The organism is Acidihalobacter sp. (genome assembly GCF_037381185.1).
Lineage (GTDB): Bacteria > Pseudomonadota > Gammaproteobacteria > DSM-5130 > Acidihalobacteraceae > Acidihalobacter_A.
On the sequence record NZ_JARRQY010000052.1, the window covers coordinates 1 to 23,066 of the forward strand.

Sequence of the window (23,066 nt, forward strand, 5' to 3'; positions counted from 1 at the left end):
AATGGCATGCTGGCAGCCGCCGCAGGTGCCCAGATACGGGATGCCGCTTTCGCGCGCATGCCGGATGGCGAGCAGCACGCCATCCATGTTGCGGTAGGGGCTGGCCGGGATGCCCCACAAGCCGTCGAAGTCCGCTATGCGTGCCACGCTCGAGATTTCTTCGCTGGGCACCCACTGGAAGCCGATGCCGAGGCCGAGTTCGTCGGAGGCGCGCGCCAGGGCGTGCGGGATGGCGCGGTGCGCGGGTACGTCCGGGTTGTAGTCGCCAACCAGGCCTATGGTGATGGGGGGCTGCATGGTGGTCGGATTCCTCTCTTGATGACGCTCATTCGACCGCTTCGGCGGCATCGCGTTCGGCGAATACCTCCCGGGCCGCGAACAGGCCGTTGAGCGCGGCGGGAAAGCCGGCGTAGACCGCCATCTGCATGACGACTTCGATGACTTCCTCGCGGCTGCAGCCGACGTTCAGGGCGCCGTGGATGTGGACCTTGAGCTGTGGCGCGGCGTTGCCCAGGGCGGTGAGCGCCGCGACCACGGCGATCTCGCGCGACTTGAGGTCGAGTTGCGGGCGCGAGTAGATGTCGCCGAAGGGGAACTCGATCAGGTAGCGGGCGAAATCCGGGGCGATGTCGGCAAGCGCTTCGACGACGCGCTCTCCGGCCTCGCCGTCGATCTCGCGCAGTTTGTCCCAGCCTCGCTGGAAGCGTTCGTTCTCCCTGTTGGGAGCGATGGATTGATTCATGAGGTCACCTGTCTTCGGGCACCGTCGCCGCGGCGAGCATGTCGCGATACGTCTGCAGCTTCTCGTCGAGCGCGTCGGCGCTTTCCTGGAGCTCGGCTATTTGCGCGGCCAGGCGTTCGCGATGGAGCTCGAGCAGCGCGAACCGTTCCCGTGTCGTTTCCTCTCCCTGCGCGCGCAGCCGGGCGTAGCGCTTGATCTCGGCGAGCGGCATGCCGGTGCGCTTGAGCCGCAGTACGAAATCCAGCCAGATTACATCCTCGCGGTGATACCGTCGGTGTCCGCTGGGCGTACGCCCGACGGGCTTGAGAATGCCCGCGGACTCGTAGTAGCGCAGCGTGTATGCGCTGAGTCCGCTCTGCCGGGAAAGCTCGCCGATGGAGAGAAATTTGTTGGCCACGCAAGCGATCCTAAAAGTTAGAGTGCGCTCAAGGTCAAGAGGTATCGGCCGCCGGCGGAAGATGGTTGCAGCGGTGTTTGGGGGGCTTGCAGTCATTCGCGCCGTAGCGCGCTACGGTGTGAAATTCTCCACTACTTCGTAGTGCAGCACGAAATCGTCCGGCTCCAGTGCATAGGCCTCGTCGCCAGGATACAGCCTCGCGACGCCGATGTCGGCACCGGCGAAGGCCGTGATGGCGACCAGCGATTCCCAGTAGGTGATGAGCGTGAATTCCACTTCATCACCGATGTCGCGAACGAGAATCTGTGCGCCCAGGAATCCGGGCGTCGCCGTGGCGTCGTGTACGCCGGTGCGGCGCAAATGCTCGGTGAATCCCGCCTTGTGCCGCTGCGGACAGCGTGCCTTCCATTCCCTGGCGATCATGAAATGCCCTTGTGCCTGGACGGTTGAGCGATGCCTTGCCCATGCGCGGGAGACGCACATGGGTAAGGTCCGGTCTACGCAGTCTGAACGTATGACCAGTGCAGGTTCCGCTCGCCTGTGCCGGCGACCAGTCCGGCGACGGTCAGTGCCTCCGGCAGGGGGGTGTGCGGCACTTGGTTCAGTGTCGCTCGCAGACGGTCGTCTTTCAAATGGATCTCGTACTCCCAAAGATAACCCATTTCCTTCAACTCCCGAGCCAGCGGTATTCGGGCCGATAACGGATTCAGACGCCTCTTGGGGAATGGACGCAGTTCGACCGCCTTGCCGCTGGCCTGGGACACCGCTTCGGCCAATTGCCAGAAACTGATGCGATAGCCGGAGAACTGGAATTCCGCAAAGTCGGGCAGCTCATCCCTGCGCGCCAGCAGGCAGCTTGCCGTGCGTGCGACGTCCGGCAGGTTGGCCCAGGTGTGGATGTGCACGGCCGGGCCGGGATGCAGCAGGCGGTAGCCGCGGAGTACCGGTCGGATCAACGCCTCGCTCCAGCCGCTGCCGCTGTGGGCACCGATGAAATCGCCGGTGCGCAGTACGATGACACGCGCGCCGCGCCGGCTCGCCAGCCTCAGGCGGCTTTCCATGCGCTGCTGGATGGAGCCGTTGCGGCTGACCGGGTGCAGGCGTGCGCTTTCATCGAAGACGCTGCCGTCCTCCGGGTCGTAGACCTGCTGGTTCGCCGGAAAGACAAGCGTCAGGCCCAGGGTTTCGGCGACTGCCGCGGCGGTATCCAGGGCCGGCACAGCCTGCGCGTGCCAGCGCGGATGAGGCGGATTGGCTCCGAACACGATGACGTCCACGCCGGCCGCCGCGTGGCGGACATCGTCGATGCTGGCGGAGCTGCCGGCGCAGACATCGATGCCACGCAGGCACGCCGGCAGCGCGTCCGGTTCGCGCATCAGGGCTCTTACACGCCAGCCCGTTGCCAGCAGGGCCGTAGCCGTGTGCAGACCGAACCCATCCGCAATTCCGATAACCAGTGCGCTTTTCATGGCGTTATCTCCTGGGGTGATTGCGCTGGCGGCGAGATGTGCCTCCACGCTCTGGTTAGATGCTAGGGAGTGCGGTAATATGCGTAAATTCCAAAAATATCCAAGTGGTATGTGAGAAAATGCACAGATGACCAATTGGGAAGACCTCAGGCATTTCGTCGCCGTCGCCCAGTCCGGCAGCCTGTCCGGCGCCGCCCGCGCCTTGAAGGTGGACCATGCGACGGTCAGTCGTCGGCTGGCGGTCCTGGAGGACCGTTTGCAGATCAGGTTGGTGGAGCGCTTGCCTCGTTCCTGCCGCTTGACCGTCATGGGCGAGCGCGTGCTCGAATTCGCGACGCAGATGGAAGATCAGGCGTTCGCCATCGAACGCGCAGCGCGCGGCGAACAGGCCGAACTCAGCGGCAGGGTTACGCTCAGTGCCAGCCCGATGCTGGTGGAGGGGGTGCTGGCCGAGAGACTGGGCGACTTCAGGGCGCGTTATCCGCAGATCTGCCTGTCGCTGGCGGCACAAAGGCAGCTGGTTTCTCTGGGGCGGCGCGAGGCGGACCTAGCCTTGCGCATGAGCCGTCCGGCAGAACTACGTAGTGTTGCCCGCAAGCTGGGGCGGGTGGAGTTCGCCCTGTACGCGAGCCGGGACTACCCGAGACTGCATGATCCCGAGGGGTGGGAGTTCATCGTCTACGACGCGAGCGTCGTCGAGTCGTTCCCACACGGCGATTGGATGCAAAAGGCGACCGCGGGGCGCGGCATTGCTTGCGAGGTCACCAGTTCGATAGGCCAGCTCGTGGCCGCAAGGGCGGGTGCCGGCGTGGCCAGTCTGCCGTGCTTCCTGGGAGACGCCGAGGAAAAGCTACAGCGTTTGCCCGTTACGGATGCCCCCTTCGCCTTCAACGAAGAACTGTGGCTGGTGGTGCATCGTGATCTGACGCGTGCGGCTCCCGTTCGTGCGGTCATGGACTTCGTCATCGAAGTGATCTGCGCGGAGGGTAGCCCGTTCGTTGACTAGCCGTCTGTCGTCTTGTCGGCGGCGATGACCAGGATGGGCGGGCGCCGAACGGTGGTTTGCAGGTCGGGACGCCGTTCTATCCATTCCGGCTCCGCCTGCGGCTCCAGCAGGCGCGTCAGAATCAGGCCGGCGTCGAGCAGGGCGTTCACGTAGGTCTGCACCGTGCGGTGGTATTTGACGACGCCGTCCACGAACCAGCGCTGGAGGCGCTCGTCCTCGCGGCCGTAGTCGTCGACCGGCCAGAACAGCGCGTCGCCCTGGGCGTCTTCGTGCCAACTGCGGCATAGCGCCGTGCAGATGGGGTGTTCCACGGAAAAGACAAAACGTCCGCCCGGGCGGAGACCGGCGTTCACCGTACGCACGATTGCCGCGTAGTCGCGCACGTAGTGCAGCGCCATGCGGCTCACCACCAGATCGTAGCTCGAGGGTGGGATGTCGAAGTCCTCGATGGCGGCGTGCACGTACTCGATACCGGCGTCGTCGGTGCGTTCGCGTGCGGTTTCCAGCATGCGCCGCGAAATCTCCACGCCGCATACCGAGGCTGCACCGCGGCTGCGCGCCAGGCGGCAGAAGTCGCCGAAGCCGCTGCCGAGGTCGAGCACGCTGCTGCCTTCCAGGTCCGGCAGCAGGCCGAGCACGGCAGGTTCTTCGAGTGTGCCGTTCAGGCCGCTGTCGTTGTCGCGCAGCGCCTTGTAGCCGGCGAAGAACTCTGGATCGTCGTAGACGTTTTGTTTCATGGCCATGAACCGTATGGTTGTTTCGTGAATCGAGGCACAAGAGGCTGGCTACGCTGCCGGTTGGTCGTCAGGTTTCGTCGGACGCTTCCGTTTCCTCAGGCGAATTGTGGGCGGCTTGTTCCGGGGAAGGCAGGTATCGCTGACATAGGCTGATCCCGATTATAAGAAGTACGACGGAGATGGTCAGTGATTCGTGCATGCCACGCATGAATGCGGCGGGATTCAGATTGTCTATAAGCAAACCGCAGCTCGCCACACCCAGGACACCGCCGATCTGCCGGGCCGAATTGAGTGCCCCGGATGCGATCCCGGCGCGCGGCGCATCGACGGCGGACAGGATGACGTTGGTCATGGTCGGAACGACCAGGGCGACGCCGGCCGCAGCCAGCAGCATGGGGATCACAAGCGTCACATATGCTTGGTCTGCTTCGAGCGGCATCAGCCAGCCATAGCCCGCCGCCGCCATCGCCAAGCCTACAATCATCAGCCGTTTTGCGCCCATACGGGCGATGAGGCGGCCTGCGGCGACGTTCATCGCCATGAGGACTCCCGTCATGGGCAGGAACGCGAGGCCGGTCTGCAGCGGTGAGAAATGCAGAATCGCCTGGAAATAGAGGCTGAAGACGAAGATCAGCCCGTAGTAGGCGAAGTTGAGGATGATGCCCACGATGTTCGCAACCGAGAAGATGGAACTGCGGAACAGTTCGACCGGGAGCATGGGCTCGGGACTGCACGCTTCCAGTTTTATGAATGCGGTCGTTGCGGCTAGGAACAGGATCAGACCTCCCGCGGTCCACGCATTCCATAAGCCCAGACGGCCTATTTCAGATAGGGCGGTGGTCAGGCTGACGAGGGCGACAATGGCCGCGATCTGACCGCCAGCGTCAAGATGTTCGGAGGACCGGCGCGGTGAGACGGGCGCGTAGTGTAGGGTCAGTGCAATGCCCAGCAACCCTATGGGCAGATTGATCAGAAACACGCTGCGCCAGCCGAAATGGGCGATCAGCAGCCCGCCCAGCACGGGCCCCGCAGCGAGGGCGATGCCTCCGGCGGCACTCCACCATCCGACGGCATGGCTTCGGGCCGTGGTGTCCGTGAACACTTGACGTAGGAGCGACAGGGAATTCGGGACCAGCAGCGCTGCGCCGAGTCCCTGGAGGAAGCGCGCAGCGATCAGGAAGGGCAGTCCGTGAGCCAGTCCGCAGGCTAGGGACGCTATGGTAAAAATCGCGAAGCCGCTGACGAAGACGCGTTTGGCGCCCAAGCGATCCCCCAGCGCACCGGCGCTCAACAGCAGTGCCGCAAACATCAGGTTGTAGGCGTTGACGATCCACTGCAGTCCCGTCACGCCGGTGTTCAGGTCTTCGTGCAAGGCATGTAGTGCGACATTGACGACGCTGACGTCGAGAAGCACGACCACAAAGCCTAGACCGGAGGCGATCAGGGTGAGTCGTTGTATGCGTGGGCTGGCAGATGGGGTCGTCATCGGAATCTCCGGACAGAGGGTTTTGTCCGATGCTATGCAATGAGCTAATGTGCGTGAATTATCTAAATACGCAGAATATTTGATAGAAAACGCACAGATTATGGATTGGGAAGATCTCCGCTATTTCCTCGCCCTAGCGCAAACCGGCAGTCTGTCTGGGGCTGCGCGCGCTCTACGGGTGAACCATGCGACGGTCAGCCGCCGCGTGGCGGCGTTGGAGGAGCGCTTACAGGTACGCCTGGTGGAGCGTCTGCCGCGCAGTTGCCGGCTGACCGAGATGGGTGTGCAGGTGTACGAGCATGCCCTGGGCATTGAAGGGCATGCCTTCGCCATAGAGCGCGCGGTGCATGCCAGGCGAGCACCGCTTACCGGAACGGTGACGCTCAGTGCCGCGCCCGTGTTGGTGGACAATTTCCTCGCCCAGCGTCTGGGGATATTCTGCGAGCGCTACCCTGGAATACGACTGTCGTTGTCGGCAGAGGCCCAGAACGTTTCGCTGAGCCGGCGGGAAGCGGATGTGGCCGTGCGCATGGAACGGCCGCAAGAGCAGAGCAATGTAGTGCGCAAGCTGGGAACGATGGGGTTCGCCCTGTACGCAAGCCGCGACTACGTTCATTTGCACAAGCCCGTGGCCTGGGAGTTCATCGTCTATGGTCCGCAGTATGAGGATATGCCGCAGCAACGCTGGCTGCGGCGGCTTGCGGGAAGTCGGAACATCGTCTGCGAAGTTGGGGACATCACCGGCCAGCATGCCGCTGCGCGTGCGGGCGTCGGCGTTGCCGGTCTGCCGAGTTTTCTTGGTGAGGCCGACGAACAGCTACTGCGTTTGCCCCACGACGGCGAATCTTTCGGGCGCGAGCTGTGGCTTATCGTGCATCAGGACCTGAAGCGTTCGCAGTCCGTCCGCGCAGTCATGGATTTCGTGATCGAGATTTTCAGTGCCGCGGATGCGCGTATCTCATGAGGTGGAGGTTTTTCGAACTTTCGGTTTTTTCGGCTTGGGTTTCGGCAGCTGCGCCGCTGTCTCGATAATGAGTCGCGTCAGCCTGTCCGGCTCGTCGAGCAGTTCGTCGATGACCGGATGCGGCTTACCGCCCGGGTACGGCGGGCGGATCGGGAAGTCCGGATAGTCGCCTTGCACCGCCTGCGTGGGCTTGATGAACAAGCTGTTGTCGCAGGCGAAGGCGACGACCTTGTCGTCCAGGTACAGTGCGTATTCCCCGAACATCTTTCGATACGTCAGTCGCGGGCCGAGGTCGGCCTGTTCGGCAACATACTGGACGAAGCTTCGTTCAGTGGCCATGTATTTTCCTGGCTGGATTGGGGCGGCCTGAGGGCCGGGTGCTGGGTTGACTCGACAGTATGTAGAACTTCACGTAAGGCTTCGAGGACGATGGTTTCCAGTCGTTGCGCGGCAGGAGACGGACTGGCTTCGGTTCGGTGCAGCCTCAGACCGATGCGAGGCAGGTTCGGCAGGCCGAATTCTCCGAGGGTGAGCGGGCGTACGTGAGTCGGCAGTCCCAGTGAGGTTCTTACGCTTAGGCCCAGCCCTGCGGCGATGGCGGCCCAGATGCCGCTCAGGCTGGAGCTGGTGAAGGCCACACGCCAGGGTATCCCGGCGTGGTCGAGCGCTGCTGTGGCCGCCTGGCGCATCACGCAGGGGGTCGTGGACAACATGACCAGCGGCAGCGTCTGCTCTGCCTCCGGTTTTGCGTACGCAGTGTCATCGGCAGGGCCGATCCAGCGCAGAGGCAGTTCGGCCACGACCTTGGAGTGGGGTGTTGCGGTGGCGGCATCCCAATCCCAGGTGAGGGCGAGATCGAGCTGCCCTCGGGCAACCAGTTCGAGCAGTTCGTTGTTGCGGGTGATGCGGGTTTCTATGCGCACCCGGGGATGCGCGCGGGCGAAGCGTCCCAGCGTGTCCGTCAGCATCGCCTCGCCGAAATCCTCCTGCATGCCGAGGCGTATCCAGCCTTCCAGATCGGCGTCGTGCATGGCCGTGGCCGCCTCGTCGTTGAGCGCGAGCAGGCGGCGTGCATAGCTAAGCAGGGTCTCGCCGGCGGGGGTGGGCTCCATGCCGCGTCCGCTGCGGCGCAGAACGGGCGTGCCGGCCTGGTCTTCCAGCTTCTTGAGTTGCGCGCTGACGGCGGAGGTCGAGCGCCCGAGCCGCTTGGCGGCCTTGGCGAAGCTGCCGAGTTCGATGCCGGTGACGAAGGTACGCAGCACGTCCATGTCGAAATTTACACGGCGCATTTTAATGTCCCATTTTTTGGGATTTTATGTTTGAAAGTTTCCGATATTCGGAAGCATGGTAAAGGGCTAAGGTTGCCGTAGTCCATGCCGCAGGCGCGACACCGCGAAGCGGGGTGTCAATCAAGGGGCAGTAAAGGATTCAGCAATGCTCGCGATGCAATACGGTTTCGTTCTTCCCGCGGATTACGACATGGGCGTCATCCGGCGCCGTATCGCCGAAAACGGGCCATTGCTCGACGACTTCCCTCATCTCGTGTTCAAGGCCTATCTGAGCGCTGAAAAGAATGCGGCGGCGTTGCCGTCGCGCGCGAACCTCTATGCACCGTTCTATCTGTGGGGCGGCAGCGGCGGAATGAGCGATTTTCTGTGCGGCAACGGATTCGCCGGCCTCGTGCAGGCTTTCGGTTGGCCGAGCGTGAGTACCTGGGCAGTCTGGCAGGCCAAGCTCTCACCCGGACTGGCGCGGGCGTCGGTGGCGACCCGGGAACTGCTGCATATCCCCGCCTATGCAGCCCTCGGTGAATTGCGCGAGCGCGAATGCGCGTTGGCGCTGGAGCATTTCGAAGCCGGCGCGCTCGCTGCGGTCAGCGCGTTCGATCCGGCAGCGTGGACACTGGTGCGTTTCCGGCTGTGGGATGGAGTACCCGACGTTCCGGAAGGGGCGGACATTCAGCTGTATGCCGTGGGTCATGTCTCGGCCCCCGTTCGTTGATCACGTTCAGCTAACCGAGGAGAAGAAAGCATGCCTTTCGTCACCATCACCGTGCGCAAACCGAAACCGGCTGCGTTCAAGGACGCCGTCCTGCGAGCCGTGCACGAAGCGCTGGTCGCATCCGGTGTGCCCGAGACGGACCGCTTCCAGCGCGTGCTGGAACTCGCGGAGGAGGATTTTCGGTTCGATACGCAATATCCCGACGTGCGCACGCGTAGAACCGACGACTTCGTCCTCATCGAAATCCAGCTTTCCGTCGGGCGCAGCGTGAAGGTCAAGCGGCAGATCGTGGACGGTATCGTCGACACGCTTGCCGGTCAGGGCTTCGATCCGGAGAACGTGATGATCTGCTTTCAGGAAACGCGCTGGGAGAATTGGTCGTTCGCCGGCGGTCGTCTGATTCACGCCTGATCACGGCCGCGAGATGGAGTGAGGCGGTTGGCTGTAGCAGCCCGAGTAGTGTTGTCAGATTGCGCCGGAGCACCTTGGCGGTACTCCGGCGCGGTCCGGATGGCCGCTCGAACGGCGGTTCCGGTCAGGCGACCTCGGTACGCAGGATCTTCGCCGTTTCGACCATATGAGTCAGAGCCGGAATTACCTCCTCCCACTGCCGGGTCTTGAGGCCGCAGTCCGGATTGACCCAGAGGCGCTCGGCGGGGATGCGCTCGGCGGCTTTGCGCATCAGCTCGACCATGTGCCGCTCGCCCGGGATGTTGGGCGAATGGATGTCGTACACGCCGGGGCCGATTTCGTTCGGGTAGTTGAAGTCGTCGAAGGCATCGAGCAGTTCCATGTCCGAACGCGAGGTCTCGATGGTGATGACGTCGGCGTCCATTGAGGCGATCGAGGCGATGATGTCGTTGAACTCCGAGTAGCACATATGGGTGTGAATCTGGGTTTCGTCCGCCACGCCGTTGGCGGCGATGCGGAACGATTCGACCGCCCAGTCCAGATAGTCGCGCCATTGCGACTGGCGCAGCGGCAGCCCCTCGCGCAGCGCGGCCTCGTCGATCTGGATGATGCGCACGCCGGCCGTTTCCAGGTCCAGCACTTCCGCACGGATCGCCAGGGCGAGTTGCTTGCAGGACTCCGAGCGCGGCTGGTCGTCGCGCACGAATGACCAGTTGAGGATGGTGACCGGGCCGGTGAGCATGCCTTTCATAGGCTTGTCGGTCAGCGATTGGGCGTAGGTGATCCACTCGACCGTCATCGGCCGCGGGCGGCTGATGTCGCCGAACAGGATGGGCGGTTTCACGCAGCGCGAACCGTAGCTCTGCACCCAGCCGAACTGGCTGAAGGCGTAGCCGTCGAGTTGTTCGCCGAAGTACTCGACCATGTCGTTGCGTTCGGCCTCGCCGTGTACGAGCACGTCCAGCCCCAGCGCTTCTTGCTCGCGCACGCAGCGCGTGATCTCGGCGCGCATGGCGGTCTCGTAGGTGGCTTCGTCGATCTCGCCGGTCTTGAAACGACGCCGCACCTGGCGAATCTCGGCGGTCTGCGGGAAGGAGCCGATGGTGGTGGTGGGGAAGCGCGGCAGTTGCAGGCGCGCGGCCTGTTTTGCCGCACGTTCGGTAAAGGGGCTTTGACGTTGGCCGAATGCGGCGTCGATTCCAGCCAGGGCCGCCTTGACGGCCGGATTGTGCACGCGCGGCGAATTGCGACGCGCTTCTACGGCGGCGCGGTTGGCATCCAGTTCGGTCCTGACCGCGTCGCGCCCACCGTTGAGCGCGGCAGCCAGCACCTGCAGTTCGTCGAGCTTCTGGCGGGCAAAGGCGAGCCAGGACCTGATCTCGCCGTCGAGCTTGCTTTCGCTATCCAGGTCTACCGGCACGTGCAACAGCGAGCAGGAAGGCGCCAGCCACAGGTGTTCGCCGAGGCGTTCATGCAGCGGCTCCAGCCAGTCCAGTGTGGCGTTCAGGTCGGTTTTCCAGATGTTGCGGCCGTTGACCACGCCCAGCGACAGCACCTTGTGCGTGGGCAGCAGGTTCAATACGGGGGTGATGTCGCCGCGGCCGTTGATCGCGTCGACGTGCAGCCCGGCGACCGGCAGGTTGGCTGCCAGATAGGCGTTCTCCAGGAGCTGGCCGAAGTAGGTGGCCAGCAGAAGTTTGACGCGGCAGCTCTTGAGTTCGTGGTAGACGATGTTGAAGGCGTGATGCCAGTCCGTTTCGAGTTCGGTGACCAGAATGGGTTCGTCGATCTGCACCCATTCGACGCCTTCGGCGGCAAGTGTGTCGAGGAGTTGCGCATAGACCGGCAACAGCCGCGGCAGCAGTTCGAGCTTGTCCGAGTCGTCCTTGGCCTTGCCGAGGGCGAGGTAGGTCAGCGGGCCGATCACGACCGGCTTCGCCCGCACGCCCATCTCCCTGGCCTCGGCCAGTTGCTCCAGCAGGCGCGAGGCGTCCAGCGCGAACGTGGTGGCGGCGGTGAATTCGGGGACGATGTAGTGGTAGTTGGTATCGAACCACTTGGTCATCTCGCCGGCCGCCACGCCCGCAGCGCCGTTCTGCTCGTCGACGTCCGGTGCGGAGCGGCCGCGGGCGAGGCGGAAGTAGTTGTCCAGGGCGTCGCCGCGGAAATCACGCACGCGCTCCGGCAGGTTGCCCAGCGTGAAGCTCATGTCGAGCATCTGGTCGTAGAAGCTGAAATCTCCGACCGGGCTCATGTCGAGCGCGTCCTGGTCCTGCCAGTGGCGGCGGCGCAAGTCGGCGCCCAGGGTCTGCAATGTTTCGCGGGAGGTCTGGCCCTTCCAGTAAGCCTCGAGGGCGAACTTCAATTCGCGTTTGGCCCCGATGCGCGGAAAGCCCAGATTGTGCGTGACTGCCATGGTTCGTGCCTTGGAATGAATGGAGTGCGTTCATCCTAGGCTGGGTTTGCATATGAATAAAAATGGTTTAATTTCATAAAATGATTATTTTCATTCATGTGTAGGCGACGAATATGGCCAAACTGGAACGCTCCCACCTGGAAATCGTGCGTGCGGTCGACCGGCATGGTTCGTTGACCGCCGCGGCCGAGCAGCTGCACCTCACTCAATCCGCGTTGAGCCACGCCGTGCGCAAGCTCGAGGAGCAACTCGGCATCGCCGTGTGGCGCCGTGAAGGCCGCAGCCTGCATCCGACGCAAGCCGGTGAATACCTGCTGGGCGTGGCCAATCGTCTGCTGCCGCAGCTTGCGCATGCCGAAGAGCGTCTGCGGCAGTTCGCGCAGGGCGAGCGCGGCACCCTGCGCATCGGTATGGAATGCCATCCCTGCTATCAGTGGCTGCTCAAGGTCGTCTCGCCCTATATGAACGCGTGGCCGGACGTCGATGTGGACGTGAAGCAGAAATTCCAGTTCGGCGGCATCGGCGCCCTGTTCGGCTACGAGATCGATCTGCTGGTGACGCCCGATCCGCTGTACAAGCCCGGCCTGCATTTCGAGCCGGTGTTCGACTATGAACCCGTACTGGCGGTCGGTCCGCGCCACCCTCTGCGCGACGCGGCCTACGTGCGCCCCGAACAGCTATCCGGCGAGACGTTGATCACCTATCCGGTCGATCCCGAGCGGCTGGACGTCTTTACGCAGTTCCTCACGCCGGCCGGCATTGCGCCGCACCGCCACAAACCGATCGAAACCACCGAAATCATGCTGCAGATGGCCGCAGGCGGGCGTGGCGTGGCCGCGCTGCCGCGCTGGCTGGTGGAGGAATATGCGGCCCGTTTCGATGTCGCGCCGGTGAGCCTGGGGCGGCATGGAATCGCCAAACAGATATTTCTCGGGCTGCGTGTCGCGGATGCGGAAATCGACTATCTGCGCGCTTTTGTCGATCTGGCGCGGGCGCATCGCGATACGCTGCATAGCGATAGCATTGGTTAAGATGATTGCGAGTGGTCTTTATAAAGACTAAATTTAGGCCATCGTATCTGCCGGGGGAGGGCTGTCATGCGTTATTCATCTCAAATCAAGCCGATCAGCTACCTCAAGGCGAATGCATCCGAGCTGCTGGCACGGCTTGCCGAACAGCGCGAACCCTTGGTCATCACCCAGAATGGAGAGGCAAAAGCGGTTCTGCAGGATTTGGCCTCGTTCGAGGAGACCCAGGAAACTCTGGCGTTGCTGAAAATACTGGCGCTGGGAAATCAGGAGGTGGCGGAAGGGAGGCTGAGGCCTGCGAACGAGGCGATAGCCCGGTTGCGAGCCAAAACGGCAGGTGACTGATGTCCGGCTCCCAGGCACGGTTCGAGGTCTTGCTGACCGAAGGTGCCGAGCGTGATCTGGAATCGATCTACGATTACGTCGCCGAGTTCGATGATCAATCCGGGGCCGATTATGTGCTGGATCGGTTGGCGGATGTCGTGGAAAGCCTTACCCGATTTCCCGAGCGCGGCAACCATCCGAAAGAGTTGGCAGTACTGGGTATCAAGGAGTACCGCCAACTCTGGTTCAAACCTTACCGGGTGATCTATCGCCTTCTCGGCGGTCGAGTCGTCATTTATCTGATAGTGGATGGGCGGCGCGACATGCAGACGGTGCTCGCACGGCGGCTGCTTGGGGCGTAGCTTCAATCATTGCACGGGCGACTCGCCGTGCTCCTGCATTTGCGCATGTGATCAGCGTGTCGTACGACGCCGTTCGGACATCATCATTTCAACCTTTCAGGAAAACGAGTTCTTCGGGATCGTGGCTTAGCCACACCTTGTAATTTCCGCCGTCTAATTTTTCCGTGCGTACGAACGAAGAGAAATTGCTTAGGCGAACGTCCCGAGTGTCGACGGTCACGTCATCGGATTCGCTCAGCGCGTTTCTGAAATTGGAGATGGCGCCGTTCTTCGCAATATGAGTCGTCAGTCTGCGGAAGAGTTTGGGCATCATCACGATGTTCTCTATCTCTGCCAGCGCTGGTTTTCTGGGAAGAACGAATTCCGCTGCGTTGTCCTTCCAGATGCCGATGGACTGCTGCCTGGCTTGATGGGTGATATCGGTGAATGCGTCTCTCAACGAGGGATAAAGATCGCCGTAATAGGTCGGGTAGACAAGGCCCTCCTTGAGCAATTGCGCGTTGACCGATTTGGCGACATGTTCGGGATAGAGGTAGACGGTAGGGTGCGTGTCGTCTACATGGAAAGGCATTTCTTCGGTGAACACAAAGCCGATGATTCTTCCGTAGGGGTCTATGCCGTTGTAGGCAAGCGTCACCTCTTTGTGCTGATCGTCAGGATCCGTAATTCGGAACTGGTCGTTTTCGGTGACGCGGCTTAAATCGAAGCCGCAGAGTTCCAGCAGGCGATCTCTGGCCTGCTTGGCCAGGCCGAGTGGTTGTTTGACCGTGATCATCGGGTAAACGTTGTTTACCGTATAGTGAAGCTCCAGCGCGTCGATGGCTTCGAATCGTATGTTGGCCTGATACTTGGCGTTGAATCTTGGAAATCGGCCATCCTGAGTTTTGGGCCAGATCCAGTCTTCGGCATCTTTTACGTGAAAGGCGAGCGTATCCCCATCCGGCGATTTTCCGTCGATTGATACGGTGCCTTTCAGGATTCGATAAGGCATGGGCTTTTCCTCCCGCTTTCTGCTCAATCCGAGCGATGTCAGTGGATCGTCTGGACCAGGCCGCTACCGGTATTGTTCTCCGTCATTGTGACTGGAACGTTATCGGGCTCTCGCGCCTTGATTGGCGGCCAACCGAGCGCAATCACGCACCGCACAATCGTGTGAACAGGCCCTAGTATTTCCCGGTGGCGGTAATTTGCACGGAATCGAAGTCGCCGGATTCGTCCATCGCAGTGATGCGGTGTCGGCCGGCCTTGGCGAAGGTGTAATGTGCCGTGCCGCCGCGCGTGACGGCGACCTGGCGGCCGTCCACCAGCCAGTGTATCGGGCCGCTGCCGCCCTCGGCGGAGAATGTGACGGTCGGTTGCGCCCCGCCTTTTCCGGCAGGGCTGACCGTGCCGTTCGCCGGCAGGCCGAGGATGTGCAGGCTGGTCAGCATGGGCGCGCCGTCGCGGCGGCAGGCCGGATCCAGGGCCGGCAGGTGGCTTTGCCGGCGCAGCGCCGGGGTGAGCCAGGGCTGCGCGGCCTTGGGCCAGAGCGCGATCGTTTCGCGTCTGGACTTGGCGCCGACGCGGCAGCCGGCGGGCAGGCGCAGGCCGGTATGCGCGTCGACGCGCACCGTGACCGGGTTGCCGAGCCATTTGTCGTCGCTGCGGTCCGGCAGTGTGGCCGGTGTCATGCCGCGGAAGATCCAGGCTTCGTGCCGTTCCCGGCAGTAGGGCGCGCCCGGCGCGGGCGGCTGGCCCAGCGGCCAGCAGATGGCCTCGCGGGCGACGTCGGTGGGTGGCGGGGGGAGGCCGCCGCGCCCGCGCGGCAGCAGGGCGAAGGCATCGAACATCAGCGGTGCGGCGGTGAGGGCACCGTACTGGCCGGGGCTGGGAGTGCCGTCGGGGCGGCCGACCCAGACGCCGATGGTGTAGGCGCTGGTCACGCCTACCGCCCAGGCGTCGCGAAAGCCGTAGCTGGTGCCGGTCTTCCAGGCCACGGTGGCGGCGTCGGGAGATTCCGCGGCGCCGGCGAAGGGTGGTGGCATGGTGAGCATGCGACGCACGATCCAGGCGGCGCCCGGCTGCAGCATGGGGTAGTCGCGCAGCGGCGCGTCCGGCGTGTAGCGCAGTCGGCCGGCGCGCCCGCCGCGGGCCAGTGCGGTGTAGGAGCCGACGAGGTTTTCCAGGCTGAGGCCGACGCCGCCGAGGATCATCGACAGGTTGGGGCCGGCACCGCCGGGATAGTCGAGCCGCAGCCCGCCGCGGCGCAGGCGCGCGGCGAAGTCGAGGGGGCCGAGACGGTCGAGCAGGTCGACCGCCGGAACGTTGAGCGAGCGCTGCAGCGCCGCGGTGGCGGTGACCGGACCGGCGAAGCGGCCGCTGAAGTCGCCGGGGCGGTAGCCGTCGAAGTTCTGCGGCGCGTCCAGCAGCAGGCTGGCCGAGTGGATCAGTCCGTCCTCGATGGCGAAGCCGTAGAGGAAGGGTTTGAGCGTGGAGCCGGGGGAGCGCACGGCCCGCACCATGTCGACGTAGCCGTAGCGCTTGGCGTCGGTCAGCTCGGGCGAGCCGACGTAGGCGCGCACCGCCAGCGTGCGGTTGTCCACGATCAAAGCGGCGGCGGAGGTGCGCGGCGGCAGTCGCAGGACGTAGTCGCGCACCAGCGCGTCGAGCTGGGCCTGCAGGCCGGCGTCGACGGTGGTGCGCAGCGCATGGCCGGGCTGCGCCTGGTCCTTGAGGCGGCGGGCCAACAGCGGTGCGAGCATGGGCCGCTCCAGCGGCCAGGCGGCGACGGTCTCGGCCTTGGCGCGGCGCACTTCGGCGGCGGACCACACGCCGTAGCCGCGCAGGCGGTCGAGAACCTTGTCGCGGGCGGCGCGCGCGGCCTGCGGGTGGCGGTTGGGGCGCAGCGCGCTGGGCGCCTGCGGCAGCACGGCGAGCAGCGCAGCCTCGGCGTAGCTCAGGTGCGCGGCGGATTTGCCGAGGTAGGCGTAGCTGGCGGCCTGCACGCCTTGCAGCGTGCCGCCGAAGGGCGCGCGGTCGAGGTACAGCGTGAGGATCTGGCGTTTATTCAGATGCCGTTCCAACTGCAGCGCGCGGAACATCTGCACCAGCTTGCCGCGTACGGTGTGCGGGGTTGGAGCGACGATACGCGCCACCTGCATGGTCAGCGTGGAACCGCCCGAGACGGCGTGGCCGTAGCGCAGCCACTGCGCGGCGGCGCGCGCCAGGGAGAAGGGATTGATGCCGGGGTGCTCCCAGAACCAGCGGTCCTCGTAGCCGAGCAGGGCCTGCAGGTAGCGCGGCGAGACCTGCGCGGGCGTGACCGGATAACGCCACACGCCGTCTGCGTCGGCGAAGCCGCGCAGCGGGGTGCCGTCGCGCGCGGTGACGACCACCGCGAAGTCCTTGCCCGTGGGCAGCGGCAGGGGAAACAGCCGGTCCAGCAGCAGGAACGCGGCGAACAGCGCGGCCGGTAGGGCCGCGGCGCCGAGCAGGCGTCGGCGCCAGCGCTTGCCGGCGGCGCGTACGTGCTTCATGTCGATACCGTCACGGCAGCACCGTCAGCGTCTCCCGCGTGGCGCCGATGGCGCGGTTTTCGGGCCGGTACATGGATTCGACCTGCGGTGCGGGCAGGCGGTAGGTGCCCGGCGTGACGGCCCGCACGAGATAGAGCAGGCGGGTATCGCGCCAACGCGAGACGCGCACCGCGGCGGTGTAGCGGTCGTCGCGGTATTCCTCGTGCACCACGTCGCGGTTGGGGTCGAGCTTGCGCACGGGCGTGCCGTTCAGCGACAGCTGATCGAGCTTGACCGAGTGCGCCAAGCCCTGGTTTTCGGGCTCCAGACCGGCCGGCAGCAGGTCCTCGACCAGGGCGTCGGGCACGTAGCGGTTCGAGCTGATCTGCACGTAGACCAGCAGCAGTTCGCCGACCTTCACCGGGCGGCCGTTCAGCGGTTTGCCGTCCGCGGTGTAGTAGCTGCGCACTATGTGCATGTGTCCGTCGACCGGCGCGGGGGCGTGCTCGGGGTAGCCGCCGACGGCGACGCGCGCGTATAGCGGTTTGTCGCTGTCGGAGGTGAAGCGCATGCCGGCCTGCAGCTCGGCGATGCCGGGCCGCAGCACTAGCCGGCGGGTGGCGGTGACGGCCTGCGTGCGGGCGCCGTAGGCGAGGGTGCCGGTGAACTTGGAGCCGGCGTCGGCCTGGGCCAGGGATACTCCGGCCATGAACAGCGCGTTGCGCTCCTGCGTGCTCAGCCAGCGCCGTTGCTGCAGGGCGTCGGCCAGCTCGAACACCAGGCGGTCACGGCCGGCCAGCTCGACGTGGTTCGCGTACAGCAGGTGGATGGCCAGCGCGAGGTCGCGCACGGTGGAGCCGTAGTCGCCGTAGTAGTAGCTGTCGCGCTTGTGGCCGATCAATTCCAGACCTGCGCTCATGGCCTTGGCGCCGAGCTGTCGGTCGCCCGCCAGGTGCAGCGCGAGGCCGAGCTGCAGCAGCGGCAGGCCGGCATCGCTGTCGTTGTGGCGGCGTTCGTAGAGCGTGCGCAGCGTGCCCAGCGGGGCGCGGTTGACCCGCGCGAGCAGGTAGGCGGCGTAGGCGGTGGAGGCGAAACGCGCGTAACTGCGATGCTGGCGGTACTGCGCGACCAGCGACAGGCTGACGCCGCGCTGCAGGTACTGCTGCAGGCGGCGCAGCGCCTTGCCGAGCATGTCGCCGGGCACGGCGAAGCCGCGGTCGCGGGCATCGAGCAGGAAGTTCACCGCGTAGGGTGTGAGCCAGGGCTCCTCGAGGCTGTGGTTGGTCCACAGGCCGAAGCCGCCGCTGGGCAGTTGCTTGTCGGCGAGGCGCCGGATGCCCTTCTCCACGGACTGCTCGCGGTCGGCGGCGCGCAGGGCGTTGAGGCTGAAGCGCTTGACCATTTCCGGGGTGGCGAACAGCCACGGATAGGTGCTGCTGACGGTCTGTTCCAGGCAGCCGTAGGGATAGTGCAGCAGGTCGTGGAGGTTCTTCGCCAGATCCAGCGGCGGGATCGCGGAGATGTTCACGTAGGCCTGCACGGTGCCGGGCGAGAGGCCGTCGAGCAGCGCCTTGTCCACCGCGAAGCTGCCGTGCGGATCGATCACCGCGTTCATGCGGCGCGTCTCGCCGGGGTAGGCCGGGCGCACGTCGAGTTTCCAGTGGCGCGTGAGCTGCAGGCCGTCGCCCTTGACCCGCAGCGTGATGCCGGCGGTGGCGAAGGCGTCGGCGGCGGTGACCGGGAAGCGCAGCGTCTTCTTCTCGCCGTCGGCGAGGTCGAGGCTGCGTTCGCCGTCGCTCAGGGTGAGCGGCGCCTTGGCGCTCAACGTGAGCGTCAGGTGCTGTGCGCGGCCGCTGAGGTTGGCCAGATCGAGGGTGAATTCGGAGTGGTCGCCGCCGGCCAGGAAGCGCGGCATGGACAGCTGCGTGACCAGCGGCGAGCGCACGGTCATTTCGCGCTCGCCGCTGCCGAAGCGGCTGCCGCTGAAGGCTACCGCCATGAGGCGTACGCGGCCGTTGAAGTCCGGCATGTCGAGCGGAATGGTCGCGTGGCCTTCGGCGTCGAGCTTGACCGGACCCGAGAACAGCGTGACGAACTGCAGCCGGCTGCGCGCGCGCTGTCCGGCGTTGGCCACGTCGGCGTCGCCGCCGAAGCGGATGCGCGCCTTGGGGCCGCCGCTCAGTTCGATGACCTTGCCGTACAGGTCGTAGGTGTCGACGGAGTAGCGGCGCTGGCCGAAGAAGGCCTCGAAGGGATCGGGGGTGAGGAAATCGGTCAGGCTGAGGATGCCCACGTCCACCGTCGCGAGGGTGACGTAGACCGGCCCCTTGCCGGCGCCGGCGACGCTCAGGTTCACGTCCACGGGCTTGAGCGGTTCGACCACGTCGGGCGTGTCGAGAGTGACCTTCAGGTGCCGTGCGGCGCGGTTAAGGCGCAGCGGAAGCAGGCCCACCGAGCGGTTGGGAGTGATCTTGTCCGCGGCGCTGCCGGGGCGGAACACTACGGCGCTGACGTAGAGGTCGTGGCGGTTCCAGTCGGCGGACACCGGGATGTCGACGCTGCTGCCCTTGGCGCTGACCGGCAACTGTTTGGACCACAGCAGGCCGTTGCCGTCCTCGACCATCACCACCGCCTGGCCGTCGTGCGGCGGTACCAGCGTGAGCTTGGCGGTGTCGCCGGGGTCGTAGGCCGGCTTGTCCAGGCGCAGGGTCACCTGGTCGGGCCGGGTGGTGCCGCTGCCCTGCTGCCAGGACCACCAGCCGACACGGAACTCGGTGCGGGTGGTCAGACCGGTGTCGGGGTCGAGCACTGCCAGCAGGTAGTGGCCGTAGTCCAGCGTGAACGTGATCTTGCCGGGCGTGCCGGCGGTGAGGTCCACGCTTTGCTCGGAAACCGGGTAGTTGCTCTGGCTGTAGGCGTAGTGCCAACCCTGCTGTTCGGAATAGGCCCAGTAGTAGTCGCGGTCCTCGCGGATCAGCTTGACCTGCAGGCCCTTGGCGGCGAGCAGGCTGCCGTCGGCGGCGGCCTTGATCAGGTCGAACTGCACGCGGCCGTTTTCGAAGTAGCGCTTGCCGCCGGTCAGGGGGCGTACGCCCACCAGCGCGTCGGCGGGCCACACCTGGCGGCTGATCGAACGCGTCACCGGCCGTCCGCCGGACTCGAACACGCTGGCGGTGTAGAGCAGCTGCAGCGGGTTCCTGCTGTCGCGCCAGCGCGGCGGTACCTCGACCGTCGCATGCCCCTTCGCGTCCAGCTTGACGGGTGCCAGGTTCGAGCGGTCGCTGCGCGCGCCGGCGGTGGTGTCGCCGAACACGAAGCCGGGGCGGTTCTTGAGCAGTTCGCCGGCGCTGCGCACCAGCAGCGTGCCTTCCAGACGGTTGCCGGCGGCGGGCGCGCCGTAGAGGTAGTCGGCCTGCACCTGCACCACCAGGGGGTCGCCGGACTGCAGCGGTGCGTCCGGCGCCTGCAGCGCCAGCTTCATGCGCTCGGGCACGAAGTCCTGCACCTGGAACTTGAACACGTGATCCGGTGCGCGGCTGCCCGGGTCGCTGCGTAGCTCGAGCTGCCACTGGCCGGTGGGTGCGTTGTCGGACAGCGGCAGGCGGGTCTGGTAGTAGGCCACACCCGCCAGCGCCTCGGGTTGCCACGTGAAGCGCCGCGCCTCGCGGTGGTCGGGGCGGATCAGGCGCGCCTGCAGCGGCTGGGCGGGCAGCATGCGCCCATCGTGGTCGCGCAGCAGCGCGGAGACTGTGAGCGTCTCGCCCGAGCGGTAGATGTCGCGTGGGCTGTAGGCGAAGATTTCCTGGCTGCGGTAGGGGCGCTTGCCCAGATCGAAGGCGGACATGTCCAGTGCCGGTCCCCGCAGTGGCAGGAAGGAGACGTCACGCCCATGCTGCGCCATGAGCAGGGCGCTTCCGCGCAGGGACTGGTCCAGGCGCAGTTCGCCGTGGGCGTCGGTACGCCCGCTGGCGACGTCGCGGCCGTGGCGGTCCTGGACTCTGATGCGCACGTCCGCCAGCGGCTTGCCGGTCTTCAGCGAGGCGGTGACGATGACCGCGCGGTCCTTGTACAGCCGGGCCTGCACGCCGATGTCGCTGACGAAGAAGTAGGCCGTCTTGTAGCGGTAGTCGTAGTGCCCCGGGCGGCGCATCACCGCGAGATACATGCCCGGTTCGCCCAGCGCCGCGATATCGCGCACCGGGATGTGGCTGACGGTGCGGGCATCGGGCGGAGGGTTCAGTTCGAAGCGCCCGGAGTAGACCAGCTTGGCCATGCCCTGGAGCCGGCGCAGTTCGTAGTAGCTGGAATTTCCGGAGTTGTTCATCCAGTCGCCGTAGCGGTGTACGGCGCTGGGTTTGAGCCGGAAGAACTCGATGTCGACCTCGGGCACGTTGATGGTGACCACCGGCAGCCCGTCGCTGAGGTCTCTAGGCAGCAGCAGCCCCTGGCTGAGGAAGGACACCACGGGGGTGATCTTGCGCGTGGTGAAGGTCTTGCTGCGCGACCTGGTCAGGCGCACGCCGGCGGCGCTGTCCAGCCCGGCGTCGACCGTGACGGTGTAGCGCGTCTGCGGCTTGGCATGCGGGAAATAGAGCATGCGCTGGTTCTTGCCGAGCACCCAGGCGCCCTTGACCGCGCCCAGCGCGTCGCTGACGTGGAGGAACTCGTCGTAGCGCCGTTCGGCGGCTATGGGGTGGGAGAACAGCACGGCCAGAGCGGGGGCGTTGTCGAAGCTGCGCTCGCCGATCTCCAGCACCTTGAAGGGAATGTTGGGCGGTGCTTTCGCCGTCGCCTCGGTATCGGCTGCCGCGCTCTGGGTCTTGGCCTTGTCGTGAGACGGCGTACGGTCGCAGCCGCCCAGGCCGAGCGTCAGCACCGTCAGCCATAGGACGAGAACGGAAAATATGCGGCGATAGCCCGGCATTGCAGTGCCCCCTGCATTTATTGATGTTGTTCGTCGATGCGCCGTTCGGCAGTTCCGTCCATGGAGGAGCAGCGTTGCCAGCGTCTTCAGCCCAGGACAAGGATAAGCCGTAATCCATGTGGATTCCATGGAAATACGGCGTGGTAGAGCGCAAGCCTTGGCCCGGCTCATTCGGGCGTATGGCGTCCGGCGAGTGGGGTATTGCTCAATACTTCACAAAAAATATGGTTTTGTGCTGCCGTGTTCATTAGTATCTGGCCCATTACCTGGCGATCGGATTTTCTTGGGAGAGGTATGGTGGACACTGCGCAGATGTTCACATCGGCCGCTGCGGCCCTAGCCACGTTCAGCGATGAGAGGCGCCTGTATGCCCTGGAGGGCGACGGCCCGCTGGCGCACTTGCAGGTCGAACGCTGGAGCGGGCACGAAGCGCTGTCGGCCTGTTACGTGTGGACCGTCGACGCGCTGTCGAGCGATGCCGGCCTGTCGCTGGAGGCCATGCTGGGCCAGCGCGCCGCCTTGCGCACCACGCTGGCCGACGGCACGCGCAGCGTGCGCACGGGCCTGGTGCGCGAGGCGCATCGTAATCTTGCGGCGTTGGGGCATACCGACCCCTTCAGGCATGGCCACCATCAGGGCAGTCTGGTGTTGTCGTTGGATCATCTGCTATTGAACAGTTGGCGTGAGGCATTGGTACAGCGCTATGCCGGTCACAATGCAGTGATGGATACGCTGTGCCATTACCTAAAGGGCTTCCCTCGTTCTTCCGCTATCGTGCCACCGGTTCCTCACGTCTACATTGTCGACGCTGCGTTGGGCAGCGCAGTGGAAGAGAGAGTAAAGGGACTGTTTCAGGAGGTCATCAAGTTGTTTTACGACCCTAAGTACGGTCCGGATACCCGGTACGTGGTGAGTGTTGGTCATTCCCACTATGTGATCGAAATGGCTGACGAGGTGCCGCGCTACGTTGAGCACACCAGTCAGCATGCATTAATGCACTACCTGGGGCATACCAGCAGGCAGTTTCATCGGATGGTGTTTGATGAACGTTCACTCAAAGAAACTTTTCTGCCTTTGATCTACAGCCGTAACGAACCGGATGTGGTGCAGTGTTTCTATTACAAGGGATTAAACGGTAGCACTGAAATTTTTGTGCTGGATGAAAAAGGAGCACTGTTTTATCAGTACTATGCGGACGCCGACCCGGAAGTTGTTTTGACCCATTTTATGCGTTTCTTTACCGCCGTGGAGAAGCGCATTAGCTTTATGCGCCATGAAGAAATAAAGAGTCAATCGATCATCAGC

The 23,066-nt window shown here is 64.5% G+C and carries 20 protein-coding genes and 1 pseudogene; 8 read left to right on the top strand and 13 right to left on the bottom strand.

What is annotated here, in order from left to right:
• From P8014_RS16185 to P8014_RS16205, 5 genes and pseudogenes are all read right to left on the bottom strand, one after another.
• Positions 1-297 (bottom strand): annotated as a pseudogene (locus tag P8014_RS16185) (hypothetical protein); the annotation flags it as partial.
• Between the two features lie 28 nt (positions 298-325).
• A complete protein-coding gene (locus tag P8014_RS16190; RefSeq protein ID WP_337818359.1) occupies positions 326-742 on the bottom strand; it encodes a carboxymuconolactone decarboxylase family protein in 417 nt (138 codons plus the stop codon).
• A 4-nt stretch (positions 743-746) separates the two neighbouring features.
• Entirely contained in the window at positions 747-1,139 is a 393-nt protein-coding gene (locus P8014_RS16195; RefSeq protein WP_337818360.1) for a MerR family transcriptional regulator, read from the bottom strand.
• 111 nt (positions 1,140-1,250) lie between these two features.
• Positions 1,251-1,562 (bottom strand): hypothetical protein, encoded by a 312-nt coding sequence (locus P8014_RS16200; RefSeq protein WP_337818361.1) that lies wholly within the window; start codon positions 1,560-1,562, stop codon positions 1,251-1,253.
• Between the two features lie 74 nt (positions 1,563-1,636).
• Entirely contained in the window at positions 1,637-2,608 is a 972-nt protein-coding gene (locus tag P8014_RS16205; RefSeq protein WP_337818362.1) for an NAD(P)H-binding protein, read from the bottom strand.
• Between the two features lie 127 nt (positions 2,609-2,735).
• Between P8014_RS16205 and P8014_RS16210 the strand changes: the two genes are divergently transcribed.
• On the top strand, positions 2,736-3,614 hold the full coding sequence (locus P8014_RS16210; protein ID WP_337818363.1) for a LysR family transcriptional regulator: 879 nt from the start codon (positions 2,736-2,738) through the stop codon (positions 3,612-3,614).
• Here the strand turns inward: P8014_RS16210 and P8014_RS16215 are convergent.
• Both P8014_RS16215 and P8014_RS16220 read right to left on the bottom strand, forming a co-directional pair.
• The gene (locus P8014_RS16215; protein ID WP_337818364.1) at positions 3,611-4,357 is read right to left on the bottom strand and encodes a class I SAM-dependent methyltransferase; all 747 of its coding nucleotides are present in this window, start codon (positions 4,355-4,357) and stop codon (positions 3,611-3,613) included. The two genes, P8014_RS16210 and P8014_RS16215, sit on opposite strands and share 4 nt — an antisense overlap.
• Before the next feature lie 61 nt (positions 4,358-4,418).
• Positions 4,419-5,837, bottom strand: coding sequence for an MFS transporter (locus P8014_RS16220; protein WP_337818365.1), 1,419 nt, complete (start codon positions 5,835-5,837; stop codon positions 4,419-4,421).
• A 100-nt stretch (positions 5,838-5,937) separates the two neighbouring features.
• Here P8014_RS16220 and P8014_RS16225 point away from each other — a divergent pair, with 100 nt between their 5' ends.
• On the top strand, positions 5,938-6,801 hold the full coding sequence (locus tag P8014_RS16225) for a LysR family transcriptional regulator (RefSeq protein WP_337818366.1): 864 nt from the start codon (positions 5,938-5,940) through the stop codon (positions 6,799-6,801).
• Here the strand turns inward: P8014_RS16225 and P8014_RS16230 are convergent.
• Both P8014_RS16230 and P8014_RS16235 read right to left on the bottom strand, forming a co-directional pair.
• The gene (locus tag P8014_RS16230; protein ID WP_337818367.1) at positions 6,796-7,140 is read right to left on the bottom strand and encodes a TfoX/Sxy family protein; all 345 of its coding nucleotides are present in this window, start codon (positions 7,138-7,140) and stop codon (positions 6,796-6,798) included. The two genes, P8014_RS16225 and P8014_RS16230, sit on opposite strands and share 6 nt — an antisense overlap.
• A complete protein-coding gene (locus P8014_RS16235) occupies positions 7,077-8,090 on the bottom strand; it encodes a LysR substrate-binding domain-containing protein (protein ID WP_337818368.1) in 1,014 nt (337 codons plus the stop codon). The genes P8014_RS16230 and P8014_RS16235 overlap by 64 nt, the downstream gene beginning before the upstream one ends.
• A gap of 145 nt (positions 8,091-8,235) precedes the next feature.
• Between P8014_RS16235 and P8014_RS16240 the strand changes: the two genes are divergently transcribed.
• Positions 8,236-8,802, top strand: coding sequence for a DUF4865 family protein (locus P8014_RS16240; RefSeq protein WP_337818369.1), 567 nt, complete (start codon positions 8,236-8,238; stop codon positions 8,800-8,802).
• Between the two features lie 30 nt (positions 8,803-8,832).
• Positions 8,833-9,213 carry a tautomerase family protein gene (locus P8014_RS16245; protein ID WP_337818370.1) on the top strand — a complete coding sequence of 127 codons (381 nt, stop codon included), beginning with the start codon at positions 8,833-8,835 and terminating at the stop codon, positions 9,211-9,213.
• Between the two features lie 124 nt (positions 9,214-9,337).
• Here P8014_RS16245 and metE read toward each other — a convergent pair whose 3' ends face one another.
• Positions 9,338-11,629 carry a 5-methyltetrahydropteroyltriglutamate--homocysteine S-methyltransferase gene (gene metE / locus P8014_RS16250; RefSeq protein ID WP_337818371.1) on the bottom strand — a complete coding sequence of 764 codons (2,292 nt, stop codon included), beginning with the start codon at positions 11,627-11,629 and terminating at the stop codon, positions 9,338-9,340.
• A gap of 113 nt (positions 11,630-11,742) precedes the next feature.
• Here metE and P8014_RS16255 point away from each other — a divergent pair, with 113 nt between their 5' ends.
• The 3 genes from P8014_RS16255 (at position 11,743) to P8014_RS16265 (ending at position 13,343) form a co-directional block, all read left to right on the top strand.
• Entirely contained in the window at positions 11,743-12,660 is a 918-nt protein-coding gene (locus P8014_RS16255; protein ID WP_337818372.1) for a LysR family transcriptional regulator, read from the top strand.
• 66 nt (positions 12,661-12,726) lie between these two features.
• Positions 12,727-13,002 carry a type II toxin-antitoxin system Phd/YefM family antitoxin gene (locus P8014_RS16260; RefSeq protein WP_337818373.1) on the top strand — a complete coding sequence of 92 codons (276 nt, stop codon included), beginning with the start codon at positions 12,727-12,729 and terminating at the stop codon, positions 13,000-13,002.
• Entirely contained in the window at positions 13,002-13,343 is a 342-nt protein-coding gene (locus tag P8014_RS16265; protein WP_337818374.1) for a type II toxin-antitoxin system RelE/ParE family toxin, read from the top strand. Before P8014_RS16260 ends, P8014_RS16265 begins: the two co-directional genes overlap by 1 nt.
• Positions 13,344-13,431: 88 nt before the next feature.
• On the opposite strand, the gene P8014_RS16270 is transcribed toward P8014_RS16265, so the two are convergent.
• The 3 genes from P8014_RS16270 to P8014_RS16280 all read right to left on the bottom strand — a co-directional run bounded on the left by P8014_RS16270 (position 13,432) and on the right by P8014_RS16280 (position 21,761).
• Positions 13,432-14,334, bottom strand: coding sequence for a thermonuclease family protein (locus tag P8014_RS16270; RefSeq protein ID WP_337818375.1), 903 nt, complete (start codon positions 14,332-14,334; stop codon positions 13,432-13,434).
• Positions 14,335-14,506: 172 nt separating this feature from the next.
• Positions 14,507-16,858, bottom strand: coding sequence for a penicillin-binding protein 1C (gene pbpC, locus P8014_RS16275; RefSeq protein WP_337818376.1), 2,352 nt, complete (start codon positions 16,856-16,858; stop codon positions 14,507-14,509).
• 10 nt (positions 16,859-16,868) lie between these two features.
• Complete coding sequence (locus P8014_RS16280) at positions 16,869-21,761, bottom strand: alpha-2-macroglobulin (protein ID WP_337818377.1); 4,893 nt, start codon at positions 21,759-21,761, stop codon at positions 16,869-16,871.
• 312 nt (positions 21,762-22,073) lie between these two features.
• Here P8014_RS16280 and P8014_RS16285 point away from each other — a divergent pair.
• Positions 22,074-23,066 (top strand): class I adenylate cyclase (locus P8014_RS16285; protein ID WP_337818378.1); only part of this gene is annotated, 993 nt, incomplete at its 3' end.

Excerpts from the sequence above, each read along its gene's own strand:
- pbpC (WP_337818376.1), bottom strand. The coding sequence starts at position 16,858 with ATGAAGCACGTACGCGCCGCCGGCAAGCGCTGGCGCCGACGCCTGCTC.
- P8014_RS16220 (WP_337818365.1), bottom strand. The coding sequence starts at position 5,837 with ATGACGACCCCATCTGCCAGCCCACGCATACAACGACTCACCCTGATC.
- P8014_RS16200 (WP_337818361.1), bottom strand. The coding sequence starts at position 1,562 with ATGATCGCCAGGGAATGGAAGGCACGCTGTCCGCAGCGGCACAAGGCG.
- P8014_RS16190 (WP_337818359.1), bottom strand. The coding sequence starts at position 742 with ATGAATCAATCCATCGCTCCCAACAGGGAGAACGAACGCTTCCAGCGA.
- P8014_RS16280 (WP_337818377.1), bottom strand. The coding sequence starts at position 21,761 with ATGCCGGGCTATCGCCGCATATTTTCCGTTCTCGTCCTATGGCTGACG.
- P8014_RS16225 (WP_337818366.1), top strand. The coding sequence starts at position 5,938 with ATGGATTGGGAAGATCTCCGCTATTTCCTCGCCCTAGCGCAAACCGGC.
- P8014_RS16235 (WP_337818368.1), bottom strand. The coding sequence starts at position 8,090 with ATGCGCCGTGTAAATTTCGACATGGACGTGCTGCGTACCTTCGTCACC.
- metE (WP_337818371.1), bottom strand. The coding sequence starts at position 11,629 with ATGGCAGTCACGCACAATCTGGGCTTTCCGCGCATCGGGGCCAAACGC.
- P8014_RS16230 (WP_337818367.1), bottom strand. The coding sequence starts at position 7,140 with ATGGCCACTGAACGAAGCTTCGTCCAGTATGTTGCCGAACAGGCCGAC.
- P8014_RS16210 (WP_337818363.1), top strand. The coding sequence starts at position 2,736 with ATGACCAATTGGGAAGACCTCAGGCATTTCGTCGCCGTCGCCCAGTCC.
- P8014_RS16245 (WP_337818370.1), top strand. The coding sequence starts at position 8,833 with ATGCCTTTCGTCACCATCACCGTGCGCAAACCGAAACCGGCTGCGTTC.
- P8014_RS16260 (WP_337818373.1), top strand. The coding sequence starts at position 12,727 with ATGCGTTATTCATCTCAAATCAAGCCGATCAGCTACCTCAAGGCGAAT.
- P8014_RS16270 (WP_337818375.1), bottom strand. The coding sequence starts at position 14,334 with ATGCCTTATCGAATCCTGAAAGGCACCGTATCAATCGACGGAAAATCG.
- P8014_RS16240 (WP_337818369.1), top strand. The coding sequence starts at position 8,236 with ATGCTCGCGATGCAATACGGTTTCGTTCTTCCCGCGGATTACGACATG.
- P8014_RS16265 (WP_337818374.1), top strand. The coding sequence starts at position 13,002 with ATGTCCGGCTCCCAGGCACGGTTCGAGGTCTTGCTGACCGAAGGTGCC.
- P8014_RS16205 (WP_337818362.1), bottom strand. The coding sequence starts at position 2,608 with ATGAAAAGCGCACTGGTTATCGGAATTGCGGATGGGTTCGGTCTGCAC.
- P8014_RS16255 (WP_337818372.1), top strand. The coding sequence starts at position 11,743 with ATGGCCAAACTGGAACGCTCCCACCTGGAAATCGTGCGTGCGGTCGAC.
- P8014_RS16215 (WP_337818364.1), bottom strand. The coding sequence starts at position 4,357 with ATGGCCATGAAACAAAACGTCTACGACGATCCAGAGTTCTTCGCCGGC.